General features: G+C 63.7%; 12 protein-coding genes. 9 read left to right on the top strand and 3 right to left on the bottom strand.

The window, feature by feature from the left end; all coding sequences use genetic code 11:
• Positions 1–66: 66 nt before the first annotated feature.
• From GA645_RS27035 to GA645_RS27025, 3 genes are all read right to left on the bottom strand, one after another.
• The gene (locus GA645_RS27035; protein ID WP_152227219.1) at positions 67–1,065 is read right to left on the bottom strand and encodes a sulfate ABC transporter substrate-binding protein; all 999 of its coding nucleotides are present in this window, start codon (positions 1,063–1,065) and stop codon (positions 67–69) included.
• A gap of 169 nt (positions 1,066–1,234) precedes the next feature.
• A complete protein-coding gene (gene oscA / locus GA645_RS27030) occupies positions 1,235–1,417 on the bottom strand; it encodes a sulfur starvation response protein OscA (RefSeq protein WP_152227217.1) in 183 nt (60 codons plus the stop codon).
• 139 nt (positions 1,418–1,556) lie between these two features.
• Positions 1,557–3,830, bottom strand: coding sequence for a bifunctional diguanylate cyclase/phosphodiesterase (locus tag GA645_RS27025; protein WP_152227215.1), 2,274 nt, complete (start codon positions 3,828–3,830; stop codon positions 1,557–1,559).
• A 167-nt stretch (positions 3,831–3,997) separates the two neighbouring features.
• On the opposite strand from GA645_RS27025, the gene desA reads away from it, so the two are divergent.
• The 9 genes from desA (at position 3,998) to rfaH (ending at position 15,284) form a co-directional block, all read left to right on the top strand.
• On the top strand, positions 3,998–5,179 hold the full coding sequence (gene desA / locus GA645_RS27020; protein ID WP_152227213.1) for a delta-9 fatty acid desaturase DesA: 1,182 nt from the start codon (positions 3,998–4,000) through the stop codon (positions 5,177–5,179).
• A 136-nt stretch (positions 5,180–5,315) separates the two neighbouring features.
• The gene (locus GA645_RS27015) at positions 5,316–6,287 is read left to right on the top strand and encodes a sensor domain-containing diguanylate cyclase (RefSeq protein ID WP_152227211.1); all 972 of its coding nucleotides are present in this window, start codon (positions 5,316–5,318) and stop codon (positions 6,285–6,287) included.
• A gap of 573 nt (positions 6,288–6,860) precedes the next feature.
• Entirely contained in the window at positions 6,861–7,316 is a 456-nt protein-coding gene (locus GA645_RS27010) for a hypothetical protein (protein ID WP_152227209.1), read from the top strand.
• A gap of 12 nt (positions 7,317–7,328) precedes the next feature.
• Positions 7,329–8,741, top strand: coding sequence for a hypothetical protein (locus tag GA645_RS27005; protein ID WP_256676032.1), 1,413 nt, complete (start codon positions 7,329–7,331; stop codon positions 8,739–8,741).
• Positions 8,742–8,794: 53 nt separating this feature from the next.
• Positions 8,795–9,889: a DegT/DnrJ/EryC1/StrS aminotransferase family protein gene (locus GA645_RS27000; protein ID WP_152227207.1), complete on the top strand. Its 1,095-nt coding sequence runs from the start codon at positions 8,795–8,797 to the stop codon at positions 9,887–9,889.
• Positions 9,890–9,899: 10 nt separating this feature from the next.
• Entirely contained in the window at positions 9,900–11,420 is a 1,521-nt protein-coding gene (locus tag GA645_RS26995; RefSeq protein ID WP_152227205.1) for a lipopolysaccharide biosynthesis protein, read from the top strand.
• Between the two features lie 2 nt (positions 11,421–11,422).
• Positions 11,423–12,352, top strand: a complete 930-nt coding sequence (locus GA645_RS26990; RefSeq protein WP_152227203.1) for a glycosyltransferase — start codon at positions 11,423–11,425, stop codon at positions 12,350–12,352.
• Positions 12,353–12,383: 31 nt separating this feature from the next.
• A complete protein-coding gene (locus GA645_RS26985) occupies positions 12,384–14,597 on the top strand; it encodes a polysaccharide biosynthesis tyrosine autokinase (RefSeq protein WP_152227201.1) in 2,214 nt (737 codons plus the stop codon).
• A 168-nt stretch (positions 14,598–14,765) separates the two neighbouring features.
• Positions 14,766–15,284, top strand: coding sequence for a transcription/translation regulatory transformer protein RfaH (gene rfaH, locus GA645_RS26980; RefSeq protein ID WP_152227199.1), 519 nt, complete (start codon positions 14,766–14,768; stop codon positions 15,282–15,284).
• Positions 15,285–15,296 lie beyond the last annotated feature (12 nt).

The following is a 15,296-nucleotide window of genomic DNA, read 5'->3' as shown; positions in this document are numbered from 1 at the left end:
CCGCGCGGGCTGTGCACCGGCCCGCGCGGATCGGGTCGCCCGGCGCGAGGCCGGGCGGGTGGCGCATTACTGCGCCTGGTAGATCTTGTCGAAGATGCCGCCGTCGTTGAAGAACTTGGGCTGCGCGACCTTCCAGCCGCCGAAGTCCTTGTCGATGGTCACCAGGTTGAGTTTCGGGAACTGGTTGGCGAACTCGGCAGCGACCTTGGCATCACGCGGGCGGTAGAAGTTCTGTGCGGCGATGCGCTGGCCTTCTTCGCTGTACAGGTACTTCAGGTATTCCTCGGCGACCTTGCGCGTGCCTTTCTTGTCGACGGTCTTGTCGACCACGGCCACCGGCGGCTCGGCGAGGACGGAGATGGACGGCACGACGATCTCGAAGTTCTCGCCGCCCTGTTCCTTCTTGGCCAGGAAGGCTTCGTTCTCCCAGGCCAGCAGCACGTCGCCAATGTTGTTGTTGACGAAGGTGATGGTCGAACCGCGGGCGCCAGTGTCCAGAACCGGTACGTGCTTGTACAGGTTCTTCACGTATTCCTGGGCTTTCTCGTCGCTACCGTATTCCTTCTTCGCCCAGGCCCAGGCTGCCAGGAAGTTCCAGCGGGCGCCGCCGGAGGTCTTCGGGTTCGGCGTGATGACTTCCACGCCCTGCTTGGTCAGGTCGGCCCAGTCCTTGATGCCCTTGGGGTTGCCCTTGCGTACCAGGAACACGATGGTCGAGGTGTACGGGGTGCTGTTGTCGGGCAGGCGGGCCTGCCAGTCGGCGGGCAGCAGTTTGCCGATCTTGTTCAGCTCATCGATGTCGCCGGCCAGGGCCAGGGTCACCACGTCGGCCTTCAGGCCGTCGATCACGGCGCGGGCCTGCTTGCCCGAGCCACCATGGGATTGCTGCACGGTCAGGTCGTCACCGCCCTGGGCCTTCCAGTGCTTGATGAAGGCGGCGTTGTAGGCCTGGTACAGCTCGCGGGTCGGGTCGTAGGAAACGTTGAGCAGTTGGGTCGCGGCGGATACGGGGCCTGCGATCAAGGCGCTGGCCAGTGCGGCCAGGGCGAAACGGCGGATGGACATGTGCAGCTCCTGAAAAATATGCAGTTCTTAGTGTTTGTTTGGCAGGGTCTTTCGGGGGGCTATATCAGCCGCGCATTCGCGGCTGGCTGCTGCAGTACCGGTGGGGAAGGGCGGTCATCGCGACGCTCCGGTTGTCCAGTCATGTCACCTGTGAAGAGACGCGCCGAGCTCAGGCTTGCTTGCCGGGGCTCTGCTGCAGGCGGAATTTTTCCTTGCGCTCGATCTGCACGACCTGGCCGTTGTGCACGGTGATCTCGACGGCGCCGAAACGCAGGCCACGCAGGGCGCTCTGCACTTCGCGCAGAATGTTGGCTTCTTCCTGGCCATCCAGGCTACGGAGGGTTGCGCTCATGGGTATCTGCTCCTAATGGGTTGACCGCCGGCCGTTTCAGCGGGCGGCGCGTCCGGTGTGAGCGCATCTTAGGCAGGAGCCGATTATTCTTAAAAATACTGTTTAAGAATTTTTATATATCAGAAAGTTTTAGAAGCGATCAGGTGGGGTTTCGCGGCAGATTCGCCAGGAGGGATTGGGCAGGCTGCGGCTTGCCGTACCAGTAGCCCTGGCCGAAGTCGCAGGCGTGGGTGAGGAGGAAGGCGGCCTGGTCCGGGCACTCGATGCCTTCGGCGACTACCTGCAGGCCCATGCTCTGGCCCAGGGCGACCACTGCGCAGGCGATCGCGGCGTCCTCGGCGTCGTCGGGCAGGCCGGCGACGAAACCCTGGTCGATCTTCAGCTTGTGCACCGGCATGCGTTTCAAGCGCATCAGCGAGGAATAGCCGGTGCCGAAGTCGTCGATGGCCAGTTGCACGCCGAGCAGGCGCAGTTGGCAGAGCAGCTCCAGGGCCTGGTCGAAGTTCTGCATCACCGCGCTCTCGGTGATCTCCAGCTCCAGGTGATGCGGCGCAAGGTCACTCTGCTCCAGTGCCAGGGCGACGCGTTCCTCCAGGCCGCCACGGCTGAACAGGCGACTGGAGACGTTCACCGCGATGAAGTCCAGGGAGATACCGGCATCGAGCCAGGCGCGCATCTGGCGACAGGCCTGGTCGAGCATCCAGGTGTCGAGGGCGGTGATCAGCCCGGATTCCTCGGCCACCGGAATGAACTCGCTGGGTGGCACCAGGCCACGCTGCGGATGCTGCCAGCGCACCAGCGACTCGACGCCGACCATGCGCCCGCTGGCCAGGTCGTGCACCGGCTGGAAGTAGATGCGCAACTCGTCGTGATCCAGCGCGTGGCGCAGTGCCGCTTCCACCTGCACGTGGGAGCGCGCGCGGGCGGTCAGCTCCGGGGTGTAGAAGGCATACAGGCTGCGACCGCTGGCCTTGGCCTGGAACAGCGCGGCGTCGGCATGCTGCATCAGGTGGTCGACGTTGCTGGCGTCCTCGGGGAACAGGCTCACGCCGAGGCTGACGGACATGTAGATGGTCTGCTCATCAACCTCGAACGCTGCGTTCATCGCTTCCAGCAGGCGCTGGGCCAGGCTGCTGGCATGTTGCTGCTGGCGGCTTTCGAGGATCACCGCGAACTCGTCGCCGCCGAGGCGCGCCAGGGCGCAGCGCTCGTCGAGGCAGTCCTGCAGGCGTTCGGCGACGGCCTTGATCAGCAGGTCGCCGGTACTGTGCCCGAGACTGTCGTTGATGTGCTTGAAGTGATCCAGGTCGATCACCAGCAGGGCGCCGCCGCCCTGTTCGCGTTCAGCGCGGGCCAGCGCCTGCTCGATGCGCTCGCGCAGCAGCAGGCGATTGGGCAGGCCGGTGAGCGGGTCGTGGTGGGCGAGGAAGTCCAGCTCGTGCTGCGAGCGTTTGAGGCTGCTGAGGTCGGAGAACACCGCCACGTAGTGGGTCAGTTGGTCTTGGTCATTGCGCACGGCGCGGATGTGCTGCCATTGCGGGTACACCTCGCCGCTCTTGCGGCGGTTCCAGATTTCGCCGCTCCACACGCCGTCGCGCAGCAGTGTCTCCCACATGCGGCGATAGAAGGCGGTGTCCTGCCGGCCGGACTTGAGGATCGACGGCTGGCCGCCAAGTACGTCATCGGCCTGGTAGCCGGTGATGCGCGAGAACGACGGGTTGGTGTGCACGATGATGCCGCGGCTGTCGGTGACCAGCAGGCCTTCCTGGGTCGCCTCGAACACCGCCGCGGCCTGGCGCAGGTGGTCCTCGTTGCTGCGCTGGCGGGTGATGTCGCGGCTGACGCCGGTCATGCGCAGCGCTTCGCCGCTGGCGTCCCGCTCGACGCGGCCGCGGGCGTGGATCCAACGGTAGCCGCCGTCGCTGTGGAGGATGCGGTAGACGCAGTCGAGCTGATCGTTCAGGCCGTCGATGTGGTCCTTGCAGGCGGCGAGGATGGCGTTGCGGTCCTCGGGGTGCAGGCGGTTCTCCCAGAGCAGGAAGTCGTCGCTCAGGTGCTCGCAGGGCAGGCCGATCAGGTTGGCATAGCCCGGAGAGTAATAGACACGGTGGGTGCGCAGGTCCCAGTCCCAGACGCCGTCCTCGACCGCGTTCAGGGCGCGACTCAGGCGTTCCCCGTGGTCCGCCAGGGCGTTGACGGTCACATGGTGCCGGCGGAACTGCCAGTGCAGCAGCAGGAACAGCAGCAGCGCACTGCCTCCCAGGAGCGCCAGGGTCCTGGCGGTCGTCCAACGCAGGAGCTGGGCCGGCTCGGTGAAGACCATTTGTAACCAATGGTCACCCAGCAGCATCCAGAGAGAGGCGAGCACCAGGTACAGCAGGCTGATGCGAAGGGCGTTAAGTCGAGGGTCCATGCGGTGGCGAGGTGAAGATATTGGCTGTGCAGTATAAAGGATGCCCGCAGGCGCTCGTTCTTATCTAAAAGACCGGATGGTTTTCCGGACCCGCTCAGTGATAATGCGAGCTGGCTTTGTCTGGCAAAGTCGCTCTTTCACACCACTTCCGAGGTTCATTATCGACCATGTGGTACAACGGATTTCTTGATCTGTCGCCATGGCAGCTGGTGGCGGTCACCCTGGTCCTGACGCATATCACCATCGTCAGCGTCACCGTTTATCTGCACCGCTACTCGGCGCACCGCGCCCTCGAGCTGCACCCTGCGCTGCAACACTTCTTCCGTTTCTGGTTGTGGATGACCACGGCCATGAACACCCGCGAGTGGACCGCCATCCACCGCAAGCATCACGCCAAGTGCGAAACCGCCGACGACCCGCACAGCCCGGTGTACAAGGGGCTGGGTACCGTTCTGCGGCGTGGCGCCGAGCTCTATCGCGAAGAAGCGAAGAACGAAGACACCCTGCGCATCTACGGCAAGAACTGCCCGGACGACTGGCTCGAGCGCAACGTCTACTCGCGCTACCCCATCGGCGGCGTAGTGCTGATGGCGATCATCGACCTGGCCCTGTTCGGCGCGCTCGGCATGACCGTCTGGGCCGTGCAGATGATGTGGATTCCCGTGTGGGCCGCCGGCGTGATCAACGGTCTGGGCCATGCCATTGGCTATCGCAACTTCGAGTGCCGCGACGCCGCGACCAACCTGGTGCCCTGGGGCATCCTGATCGGCGGTGAAGAGCTGCACAACAACCACCACACCTACCCCAACTCGGCCAAGCTGTCGGTGAAGAAGTGGGAGTTCGACCTGGGCTGGGCCTGGATCAAGGTGTTCAGCTTCCTGCGCCTGGCCAAGGTCGCCCGCGTGGCGCCCATCGCCCACCGCGTGGAAGGCAAGGGTAGCCTGGACATGGACACCGCCATGGCCATCCTCAACAACCGCTTCCAGATCATGGCCCAGTACCGCAAGCTGGTGATCGGCCCGCTGGTGAAACAGGAGCTGGCCAAGGCCGACGAGTCGGTTCGCCACCTGTTCCGCCGCGCCAAGCGCCTGCTGTCCCGTGAAACCAGCCTGCTGGAAGAACGCCACCACGCGCGCATCCAGGACCTGCTCGCGCAGAGCCAGTCCCTGCAGGTGATCTACGAGAAACGCCTGGCCCTGCAGCAGATCTGGGTCAAGACCAGCGCCAATGGCCATGACATGCTCGCCGCGATCAAGCAATGGGTGCAGGAGGCGGAGGCCAGTGGCATCCAGTCGCTGAAAGAGTTCGCCGAGCAGCTCAAGACCTACTCGCTGCGCCCCGCCGTATAACGGACGCCATCGTTTTAGGACGATGTGAACCCCGTTGCAGAAAAGCCCGCCGTTCGGCGGGCTTTTCGTTTATTTTGCAACCGCTTGGCGTAGTTTGCGGTCATAGCCCCGGTCGATGAACGGGAGGCGCCGATACATGGATGAAGCGAACAAGATGCCTGTGGATCAGGATGAAGCATTACTGGCGCTGCTGCACAGCCGTGCCGAGGTGCAGCGGCTCAAGGAACGCGAGCAGCTGTTCAGCGCGCTGCTGGCCAGCGTCAACTCAGTCCTCTGGGCCTTCGACTGGCAGGCCCAGCGGATGGTCTATGTCAGCCCCGCCTACGAGCGCATCTTCGGCCGCTCCGCCGCCCTGCTGCTGGCGGACTATGGTGAATGGCGCAACTGCATCTATCCCGATGACCTGGAGTATGCCCAGAGCAGCCTGCAGGAAGTACTTGAGCGGGGCGCCATCGAGCACCGTGAGTACCGCATCCTGCGTGCCGATGGCGAGGTGCGCTGGCTGAGCGACAAGTGTTTCGTCAGCCAGCACAGCGATGCCGGCCTGCCGCTGATGATCGTCGGTATCGCCGACGACATCACCGACAAGAAGCACCTGGAGACTGAGCTGCACCGCCTGGCCACCACGGATGTGCTGACCCAGAGCAGCAATCGCCGCTACTTCTTCGACAGTGCCGAACAGGCGTTCCGCGACTGCAAGGCGACCTCCACGTCGCTGGCGTTCCTGCTGCTGGACGTCGACGACTTCAAGAAGATCAACGACGGTTACGGCCACCAGGTCGGCGACCTGGTGCTGCAACGAATTGCCCAGAGCGGAGCGGGCGCTTTACGCCGGGGCGACCTGTTCGGCCGCATTGGCGGCGAGGAGTTCGCCGTGCTGTTGCCCGGATGTAACGATACGATGGCGCGGCAGATCGGCGAGCGCCTGCAGCGGGAAGTTCAGCGCCTGCGGTTCAATGAGGGCGAGCAGTACTTCAGCGTGACCATCAGCCAGGGATTGACCCTGTTGCAACCGGACGACCAGAACCTCTCGGCGCTCTACAGTCGCGCCGATGCGGCCTTGTATCAGGCCAAGCGCACTGGCAAGGACCGCATAGTTCAAGGATGAAACACCTGCACCTGCACCGGGGTGGCGGGAATACTACTTTTCGACTAATACCATTGTTACACGGTGGAGAATAAGCCATTTGCCAGTTTGATAATGCCATTAAATTGGCGGCTTATTAATCAGTAACTTACAAATATTCGTTTGCCTTTTGTCGGATTATTGGCGGTTCGGGACTTCCTTGATTGACATACCTCCGACCCCGCCACTATTACTAATCACATGGCAATATCGTGTGGTGTCTGGATGAGACACCAGGGGAATTGTCACACGAGCAGCGTGTCACGGAAGACCTGATCCTCCCCCTGTCTTCCCACTCACCTCCTGTCCTCAGCAAGAATCCTTCCGTTGCGTTCGCCACAACGGGAGCGAAATATTTTTTTGCTGTCGTTTTCCAGGTTTTCGGAGTTGGCCGAGGGGCGGTAGCTTTGCCCGGCGAAAAATACCGGCCACTACAGGGACAAGCAGTTGATCATTGTTGATTGCATCGGGTCATTCGAACTCGGGCGGTAGCTTTGTCTTCGCTTTTGCCCCAAGCCCGATGTGCAGCGATCTCCGTGAACGGAGTCTCTGTAGATGACTGATGCAAACAGGGTGACAGGCGGAAGTTCAGCGGTGCTCGAAGCATCCGGGAATCCCCACGGTAGTGCGCAGAAACGCGCTTCCGGCAGGTGTGCCAGAAAGTTGAACGTCAATATTATTAAGTCCCGGAATAAGTTTTATACGACATTCGGTCATATCGCCAGTCGTATTTATCCCGTTCTTAAAAGTTTTGCTGTCGATGAACTTCCAGTGAAACTTCATAAGCACCAATCGCTATTTACGTTATTGCAGAAAGTACAGCTTCGGCCTGTTTCCGAAGTTCTTTCTCCGGCACTCGGTAGTGATGTGCCGCTCACGCATCCCGTCCCCGCTCTGACCGAGCCCCCGCTGTATGCGACGGAAATTCGGCGCGAACGCGCGCCTCTTGCCGGACGTTCCTGCCGGTATCACGACGAGAGCCGCGCGGCCCGCGCGCCCCGAGCTCGCTAGGGAGTCAGGCTGATGACTGATCAATCCTTTCGTTCCAACTACGCCTGTGTGGTCGGTGGTGCCGGCCCGGCGGGCATGGGTTTTCTATTCAATGCCTACAAGACCGGTGCGCTTGCCAGCCTGGCGCGTTCCGGCCTGCTGGTCGTGGACGCCGCATTGGCGGTCGGCCGTGGCCGGCTGGGGGACTACCACATCACCGCAAACTCCGTGGGCGACGTGTTCCTTGATTGCCTGCGCGATCCAGCGCTGCTGCCGATCTTCGCGCCGCTGGAGCATTCGGCGGCCTTCCGCCGGCTGCGTGACGACCCCCATGGCGCGCCGATGCTGACCCAGGTCGGCGAATTGCTGGCGCACGCCTCGACACTGTTCATGCGCTACGTCACCCAGCACCTGGGCGTCGAGGTCGCACTGGGTACCCGCATCGAGAAAATCACCGCCCAAGGCGACGGCAGCTTCCAACTGGCCCTGCGCAGCGGCTCCTGTTCCTGGCAGGTGGACGCGGGTGGCCTGGTGCTCAACCTGGGCGGCCGGCAGAACCGCGAATACCTGCACTGGAGTCTTGCCGAGCAGGACCTGCACCTGGCCCACGACGGTCCCATCGTTTATTCCTCCGACGCGCTGCTCAGCCTGAGCCCCGCCGAACTGGTGGAGCTGTTCGGCGACCGTGTGACCTCGGACAGCCAATTCACCGTGGTCGGTGGTTCCCACAGCGCGTTTTCGGTGCTCGATAACCTGGCCTGCGCCCTCGACTGTCTCGGCCTTGAACGGCTGACCCTGATGCACCGTGCGCCGATCCGCCTGTTCTTCGAGAGCGTCGAGGAGGCGCTTGCCGCCGGCTACCGGGTGGATGAGGGGATGGATGTGTGCCCGGTGTCCGGACGGGTCAACCGCTCTGGTGGGCTGCGCTACCGTGCCCACCAGGTGGGTACTGATGTGCTCGCCAACGGCCATGTCAGCGGTACCCGGGTAAAGGTCGAGCTGTTGCGCCTGGCGGACCGTTCACCGGCTACCCGCGAGCGCCTGGAGCAGTGCTGCAGCGAACCGGGTGTGATGGTCCAGGCCATTGGCTACCAGCCATGCCTGCCGGCGATGCGCCACGCCAATGGCGAGCCGTTGCAGGTGCGCGAGAGCAAGGGAGGACTGGACTCCGACGCCGCCGGCTGCCTGCGCGACTTCAACGGCCAGCCGATCCCGGGCCTGTACAGCTTCGGCCTCGGCTCGGGGTTGGCGGCCAACCCGATGCTCGGCAGCGAGCGCTCTTTCGACAGCCGCATCTACGGCGTCTGGCAGTTCCACCACGATGCCAGCGGCCGCGTCATCGAGGCTCTGCAGGAGCACCTGGCAGGCCAAACACAGCAGTCGCGTGAGCAGGCACTGGACGCCCCGCTCGACGGTACGCCCTTCGTGCTGTCCGCATTGGGCTGAGCGGCGCGTCAGCCGTCCGCAATGAATTTTTCGTTCATCAGAGGGATGCGACTGTGATCAATGTGACCAAGACGTATCTGGGCGACCTGGGCAAGTTCAAGCGCTACGTGGAGCAGATCTACGCCACGGGTTGGCTGACCAACCATGGCCCCTTCTCCATCGAACTGGAGGAGCGGCTGCAGGACTTCCTGGGTGTGCGCAATGTGATCCTCACCTGCAACGGCACCATTGCCCTGCAGGTGGCCTACCGTGCGCTGGGGGTGACCGGGAGTGCGGTGACCACGCCGTTCAGCTTCGTTGCCACCAGCAGCACCCTGGAGTGGGAACACATCCGGCCGCGTTTCGCCGATATCGATGCGAAGACCTGGAACCTTGATCCGCAGCTGATCGAGGCGAGCCTGGCGCCAGACACCACGGCCATCGTCGCCACCCATGTGTTCGGCAATCCCTGTGCGGTGGAGGAGATTCAGGCGGTGGCCCAGCGCAATCGGCTGAAGGTCATCTACGACGGCGCCCATGCCTTCGCTTCCCGGTACCGCGACCGTTCGGTGCTGGCCTGGGGTGACCTGAGCACCATGAGCTTCCACGCCACCAAGCTGTTCCACACCATCGAGGGTGGCGCCATCGTCACCTCAGATGACGAACTGGCCCGGCAGATCCGACTGTTGTGCAACTTCGGCATTGCCGGGGTGGACAAGATCGTCGGCCCCGGAATCAACGCCAAGATCAACGAATTCTCCGCCGCCATGGGACTGTGCCTGCTCGACGACATCGACAGCATTCTCTCCCAGCGCGAGGAGATCGCCGCCCGTTACACCGCCGCCCTTGGCGACTACTACGATCTGCAGGTCGTCCAGCCTGGCGGCCGGCAGAACAACAGCTACTACCCGGTAGGTCTGCGCGACGAGGAGCAGGTGTTGCGTGTACGCAGCGGGCTGAATGCCATCGGGGTCAACCCACGGCGTTATTTCTACCCCTCGCTGGATACCCTCGACTACCTCGCGCCGCAACAGCCGCAAGCCATCTCGCGCGAGCTGAGCCAGCGCATTCTCTGCCTGCCGTTGTACCCGGGGCTGCCGCAGGACGTGCAGCAGGCAGTGATAGAGGTGTTGCAGATGGAAGGCGGCCGGATGGCCGTGGCGGTGTGAGGAGTCGGACATGTCGGCTAAACGCTCGCTGTCGATGATCCGCAATACCCTGCTGAACTATGCGGGGCAGGCTTACGCGATCGTCATCGGCATCCTGATCCAGCCGTTCTACCTCGGCCATCTGGGCGCCGAGGCCTACGGCCTGATCGGCTTCTTCGCGGTCCTGCAAACCTGGCTGCTGCTGCTGGACGTCGGCCTCTCGCCGGCCCTGGTGCGGCAGGTCGCCCACATTCGCGGGGCCCAGGGCGAGACCTATGGCCAAGCGAGCCTGCTGCGCTCCTTCGAGCTGATCCTGCTGCCGCTGACCCTGCTCGGCTCGCTGACGGTGTATGCCGGCAGCACCTGGATCGCCGGGCGCTGGCTGAATGTCCACGCTTTGAGCCCGGTGCTGGTGGCGCAGTGCATCAGCCTCATGGGGCTGCTGGTTGCCCTACGCCTGTACGGCACGCTGTACCGCAGTGCGCTGCAGGGGCTGGAGCTGCATGGCTGGATCAACGGCATCAACGTCTTCGTCACCACCCTGCGCTACTTCGGCGGCCTGCTGCTGGTGGCCAAGGTCAGCCAGGACCCGCTGGTGTTCTTCGAGTTCCAGGTGGCGGTGTCGCTGTTCGAAACCCTGATGCTCGGCGCCAAGTCCTACCTCTGGATGGAGGTGCGGCTGCTCACGCGGTTCTGCTGGGACACGCTGCGGCCGGTGATTCCCTTCGCCCTGAGCATGAGCTTCACCTCCGGACTGTGGATCATCGTTACCCAGCTCGACAAGGTATTGCTGTCGAGCCTGATGCCGTTGCGGGACTACGGCTATTTCTCACTGGTGGCGCTGATCAGCGGCGGCATCCTCAGCCTGGTCAATCCGTTGGCGCAGTCGCTGCTGCCGCGGATGACCATGCTGATCGCCGAGGGGCGTCACGAAGACATGCAGCAGCTCTATCTGAAGGCGAACCGTTTCGTCTGTGTGCTGCTGCTCCCGATGGTCGCGGTGATCGCCGCTCATGGTCATGACCTGATCCTGGCCTGGAGCGGCGATGCCGTGGCCGCCAGATGGTGCCAGCCGGTGCTGGTCTGGTATGTGCTCGGCGCCGGCATGATGGCGGTGAGCAGTTTCCAGTTCTACCTGCAGTACGCCCACGGCCAGTTGCAGTTGCACGTCTGGTACACGGTGATAACGGCGCTGGTGAGCATTCCGTTGGTGGCGGGCAGCGCCTACCTGTACGGCGTGCTCGGTGTGGCGCTGTGCTGGTTCGGCCTGCGCGTGGCGTTGTTCCTGATCCTGCCGCCCATCGTGCACCGGCGCTTTGGCAATGACCTGCACTGGCCGTGGCTGCGCGACACCCTGCAGATCGCCGCGCTGAGCGGCGCCGGGCTGCTGCTCAGCGAGCCTGTCTATGCCTTGCTGGCTCGTTCCGGCGAGCGCCTGTCGTTGTTGCTGGCATTGGCCAGCTGCGGGCTGATCACCCTGACCCTGGTTGGCGTCGGCTCCGCTCCGGCGTTGCTGCGTCTGTTCAAACCGTCCCAGAAACCGAGTGTCTAGCCATGGACATCCGCTCCGAGCTGCAGATTCTCTCCAACTGGCCGGCAGCCCCCGAGCCGTTGCTGAGCATCGTCTGCCTGGCCTACAACCAGGTGGACTACATCGGCCGTACGCTGGACAGTTTCCTTGAGCAGATCACCGACTTCCGCTTCGAGGTGTTGGTCAACGACGATGCCTCCACCGACGGCACCACCGAGCTGATCGCTGACTACGCCGCGCGCTACCCGCACATCATCAAGCCGATCTTCCACAAGGAAAACCAGTACTCCAAGGGCGTGTCCCAGGGCATGTTGGTCTTTCGCAAGGCGCGTGGCCGCTATATCGCCTACTGCGAGGGCGATGACTTCTGGACCGATCCGCACAAGCTGCAGATCCAGGTCGAGTTCCTCGAAGGCAACCCGGACTACGTGATCACCTACCACGACGCCTATGTCTTCGACGGGGACGGGGTGGTCAAGCCGCGGCAGCTCACCGGCCGGCTCCGCCGTGACGCCAGCCGCCGCGAGCTGCAACAGGCGCGCGCGATTCCGACCCTGACCGCCTGTTTCCGCAACGTCCTGGGCGAGATGCCCGAGGAGCTGCGCACCATCCGCATGGGCGACTTGTGCTGGTGGTCGCTGCTGGGGGCCTATGGCAAGGGCAAGTATCTCGGACAGATCGCCCCGGCCGCCTACCGCCAGCACGAGGGCGGAATCTATTCCATGCAGGCCGATCGCGTGCAGCAGCGGATGACGCTGCACACGTACTACTGCCTCTCGCGCTACTACCAGCGCATTGGCGACCAGGCGCTCCACGAGTATTTCCTGGTCCAGGTCTGCCGCCTGTCCATGGCCGCGATTCCGGTGCCGCGCAAGATTGAGGCGTTCCTGCTGCTGCTCGGCAACCACGGACTGAACCTGCTCAAGCGACTGAACCCGATTCACGCTCGCTGAGTCGTGTCACGTTACCGGAGGATGGATGTCCATGAGTATCATGCCCAACTCGTCCCTGGAGAATGTCCAGGACACCCGTATCGATGTGGCCGGGCTGCTGCGCCTGCTGTTCGACCACAAGCGAATGATCATCGTCGTCACCGGGTTGTTCGCGACCCTGGGCCTGATCTATGCGCTGCTCGCCACGCCAATCTACGTGGCGGGCGCGATGATCCAAGTCGAGCAGAAGAAGAACGGCCTCAACGGCACGCCGGAGGTGATCAACCGCCCCGACTCGGTTTCCCTGGCCGCCACCGAAATCGAGTTGTTGAAATCCCGCGCGGTGCTCGGCAAGGCTGTGGAGTTGCTCAAGCTCAACATCACCGCCAAGCCTCGGCATATGCCGCTGATAGGTGATTACCTGGCGCGGCGCTTCAAGCCGACTCCGACGGAACCGCTGGCGGCGCCTCTGTTCGGCATGGGTGCTTACGCCTGGGGTGGCGAGCACATCAAGGTGTACCAGCTGGAAGTGCCCGAGGAATATCTCGGCGAGAAGCTGACCCTGGTAGCCGAGGGGGGCGGCGCCTACGTCGTGCTCAATGCCGATGGTGAGCAACTGCTGCGCGGCGAGGTGAACAAGACGGTCGTCGACAAGGGCTTCACCCTCGAAGTGGACCAGTTGGAGGCGCACCCGGGCACCGAATTCATTCTCACCCGTGACCGCCTGCTGACCACCATCCTCGCCTATCAGAAGGCGCTCAAGGTGGTCGAGGCTGGCAAGGATTCCGGGATCATCTACATGACCCTGGAAGACCCCAACGCGGGACAGGCCGACCTCATCCTCGACAAGATCAGCCATTTCTACGTGATGCAGAACGTCGAGCGCAGTTCCGCCGAAGCTTCCCAGCGCCTGGAGTTCCTGCGTTCGCAACTGCCGATGGTGCGCATGGAGCTGGAACGCGCCGAAGCCGCCTACAACGCCTACCAGACCAGCGCCAAGTCCGCCGACATCAGCGTCGAGACCCGTGGCGTACTGGACCAGGTGGTGGGCATCGACAACCAGCTGTCCGACCTCAAGCTCAAGCGCGCTGAGTACGACCGCCTGTACGCCCCCAGCCACCCGACCTACCAGGCGCTGCTCAAGCAGGTGAGCAGCCTGGAGGCTCGCAAGCAGGCCTTGCAGGGGCGCATCCAGAACCTGCCGGCCACCCAGCAGGAACTGCTGCGTCTCTCCCGTGACATGCGGGTAACCCAGCAGACCTACGTAACCGTGCTGGACAAGGCCCAGGAGCAGGACATCCTGCGCGCCGGCACCATCGGCAACGTACGGGTGATCGACACCGCCCAGTCCGACGTCGAGAAACCGGCCAAGCCGATGCGCAAAGTCATCGTGCTGCTCTCCACCCTGCTCGGTTTCTGCGTTGCCATGGGCATTCTGTTCCTGCGCCAGGCCTTCTACCGGGGCGTGGAGAATCCCGAGGCGATCGAACAGCTCGGTCTCTCGGTGCTCGCGGCGGTGCCGTATTCAAGGCAACAGGAGCGCCTGGAAAGGGAGCGCAAGGGCGATATCACCGCCCATGCACCCAAGCTGCTGGCCGCCGCCAATCCGGGCGACCTGGCCAACGAGTCGCTGCGCAGCCTGCGTACCAACCTGCATTTCGCCCTGCTCGAAGCGCGCAACAACGTGGTGATGCTCACCAGCCCCGCACCTGGCGCCGGCAAGTCGTTCGTCTCCAGCAACCTGGCGGCGATCATCGCCCAGACCGGCCTGCGCACCCTGCTGATCGACGCTGACATGCGCAAGGGCTACCTGCATCGCGTCTTCGGCCTGACTCCGCGGCATGGTCTGTCCGATGCGCTGAGCTCCCGGCGTCCGCTGAGCGAGGTGATCCTGCCGACCGAGGTGCCGGACCTGGACTTCATCTCCTGTGGCTTCGCTGCGCCGAATCCTTCGGAACTGCTGATGAACGAAAACTTCGCCCAGCTGCTGCGCGATGCCTCGGCAATGTACGACCTGGTCATCATCGACACCCCGCCGGTGCTGGCGGTGACCGACGCGTCGCTGGTCGGTCGGCTGTGTGGCATCAACCTGCTGGTAACCCGCTTCGGCCAGAGCCCGGCCAGCGAGATCGACACCGCCCGCCGTCGCCTTGGCCAGAACGGCATCCATCTGCAGGGCGCGATCCTCAATGGTGTCCGGCGCAAGGCCTCGACCGCCGCCTACGACTACGGTGCCTACGCCTACCGCTACGACAACCGCGACTGAGGACGCACTCAGTCACCCGCGTCTGGCGTTTTCCTGCCTGGCCCGCCGCTCATGACGGGCCGGGGCTCGACCCGCCAGGTAACGACCACTGCCTTCGGGGCGCCGTTCCAAGGAACGGCCGGCCCCGTCCCCACTCATCGCCGGCCCCGGCGTCGAGGCATACGCATCATGAGTAACGCTGACCCCCTTCATCGCTGGTACCTGATCCAGACCAAACCGCACCAGGAACTGCGCGCCGAGGAAAACCTCTCGCGCCAGGGCTTCACCTGCTACCGGCCGGTGGTCGGGCAGGGGCCGCGGCCGCAACCGCTGTTCCCTGGTTACCTGTTCATCCACCTGGATCAGCAGCACGACAACTGGTTCCCGATCCGCTCGACCCGTGGCGTGGCGCGCATCGTCAGCTTCGGCCCGCAGCCATTGGCGGTGGCCGATGAGCTGGTGGAGGACATCCGCCAGCGTTCTCGGGCGATGCCCATGCCTTCGGCCAGCCGTTTCGAGCAGGGCCAGGTGGTGCGGCTGCACTGCGCCGGGGACTGCGAGGTGGAAGCGATATTCCTCTGCGACGACGGTGCCGAGCGGGCGCTGATCCTGCTCAACCTGCTGCAACGCGAACAGCGTGTGCGGGTACCCATGAGCCAGCTTTCGGCGGCCGGCGAGGGAAAGATGGCGGGCCTGAGTGCCCGCTGATCGACGAGGGAG

This window comes from Pseudomonas sp. SCB32, from assembly GCF_009189165.1.
In the GTDB taxonomy this organism is placed as follows: domain Bacteria; phylum Pseudomonadota; class Gammaproteobacteria; order Pseudomonadales; family Pseudomonadaceae; genus Pseudomonas.
Note: the sequence above shows the minus strand (reverse complement) of the source record. Positions and strands in the feature narration are given on the sequence as shown.

What these genes read in the sequence shown, in the direction of transcription:
- rfaH (WP_152227199.1), top strand. Translation starts at nt 14,766, where the DNA reads ATGAGTAACGCTGACCCCCTTCATCGCTGGTACCTGATCCAGACCAAA.
- GA645_RS27015 (WP_152227211.1), top strand. Translation starts at nt 5,316, where the DNA reads ATGGATGAAGCGAACAAGATGCCTGTGGATCAGGATGAAGCATTACTG.
- desA (WP_152227213.1), top strand. Translation starts at nt 3,998, where the DNA reads ATGTGGTACAACGGATTTCTTGATCTGTCGCCATGGCAGCTGGTGGCG.
- GA645_RS27025 (WP_152227215.1), bottom strand. Translation starts at nt 3,830, where the DNA reads ATGGACCCTCGACTTAACGCCCTTCGCATCAGCCTGCTGTACCTGGTG.
- GA645_RS26985 (WP_152227201.1), top strand. Translation starts at nt 12,384, where the DNA reads ATGAGTATCATGCCCAACTCGTCCCTGGAGAATGTCCAGGACACCCGT.
- oscA (WP_152227217.1), bottom strand. Translation starts at nt 1,417, where the DNA reads ATGAGCGCAACCCTCCGTAGCCTGGATGGCCAGGAAGAAGCCAACATT.
- GA645_RS26990 (WP_152227203.1), top strand. Translation starts at nt 11,423, where the DNA reads ATGGACATCCGCTCCGAGCTGCAGATTCTCTCCAACTGGCCGGCAGCC.
- GA645_RS27005 (WP_256676032.1), top strand. Translation starts at nt 7,329, where the DNA reads ATGACTGATCAATCCTTTCGTTCCAACTACGCCTGTGTGGTCGGTGGT.
- GA645_RS26995 (WP_152227205.1), top strand. Translation starts at nt 9,900, where the DNA reads ATGTCGGCTAAACGCTCGCTGTCGATGATCCGCAATACCCTGCTGAAC.
- GA645_RS27010 (WP_152227209.1), top strand. Translation starts at nt 6,861, where the DNA reads ATGACTGATGCAAACAGGGTGACAGGCGGAAGTTCAGCGGTGCTCGAA.
- GA645_RS27035 (WP_152227219.1), bottom strand. Translation starts at nt 1,065, where the DNA reads ATGTCCATCCGCCGTTTCGCCCTGGCCGCACTGGCCAGCGCCTTGATC.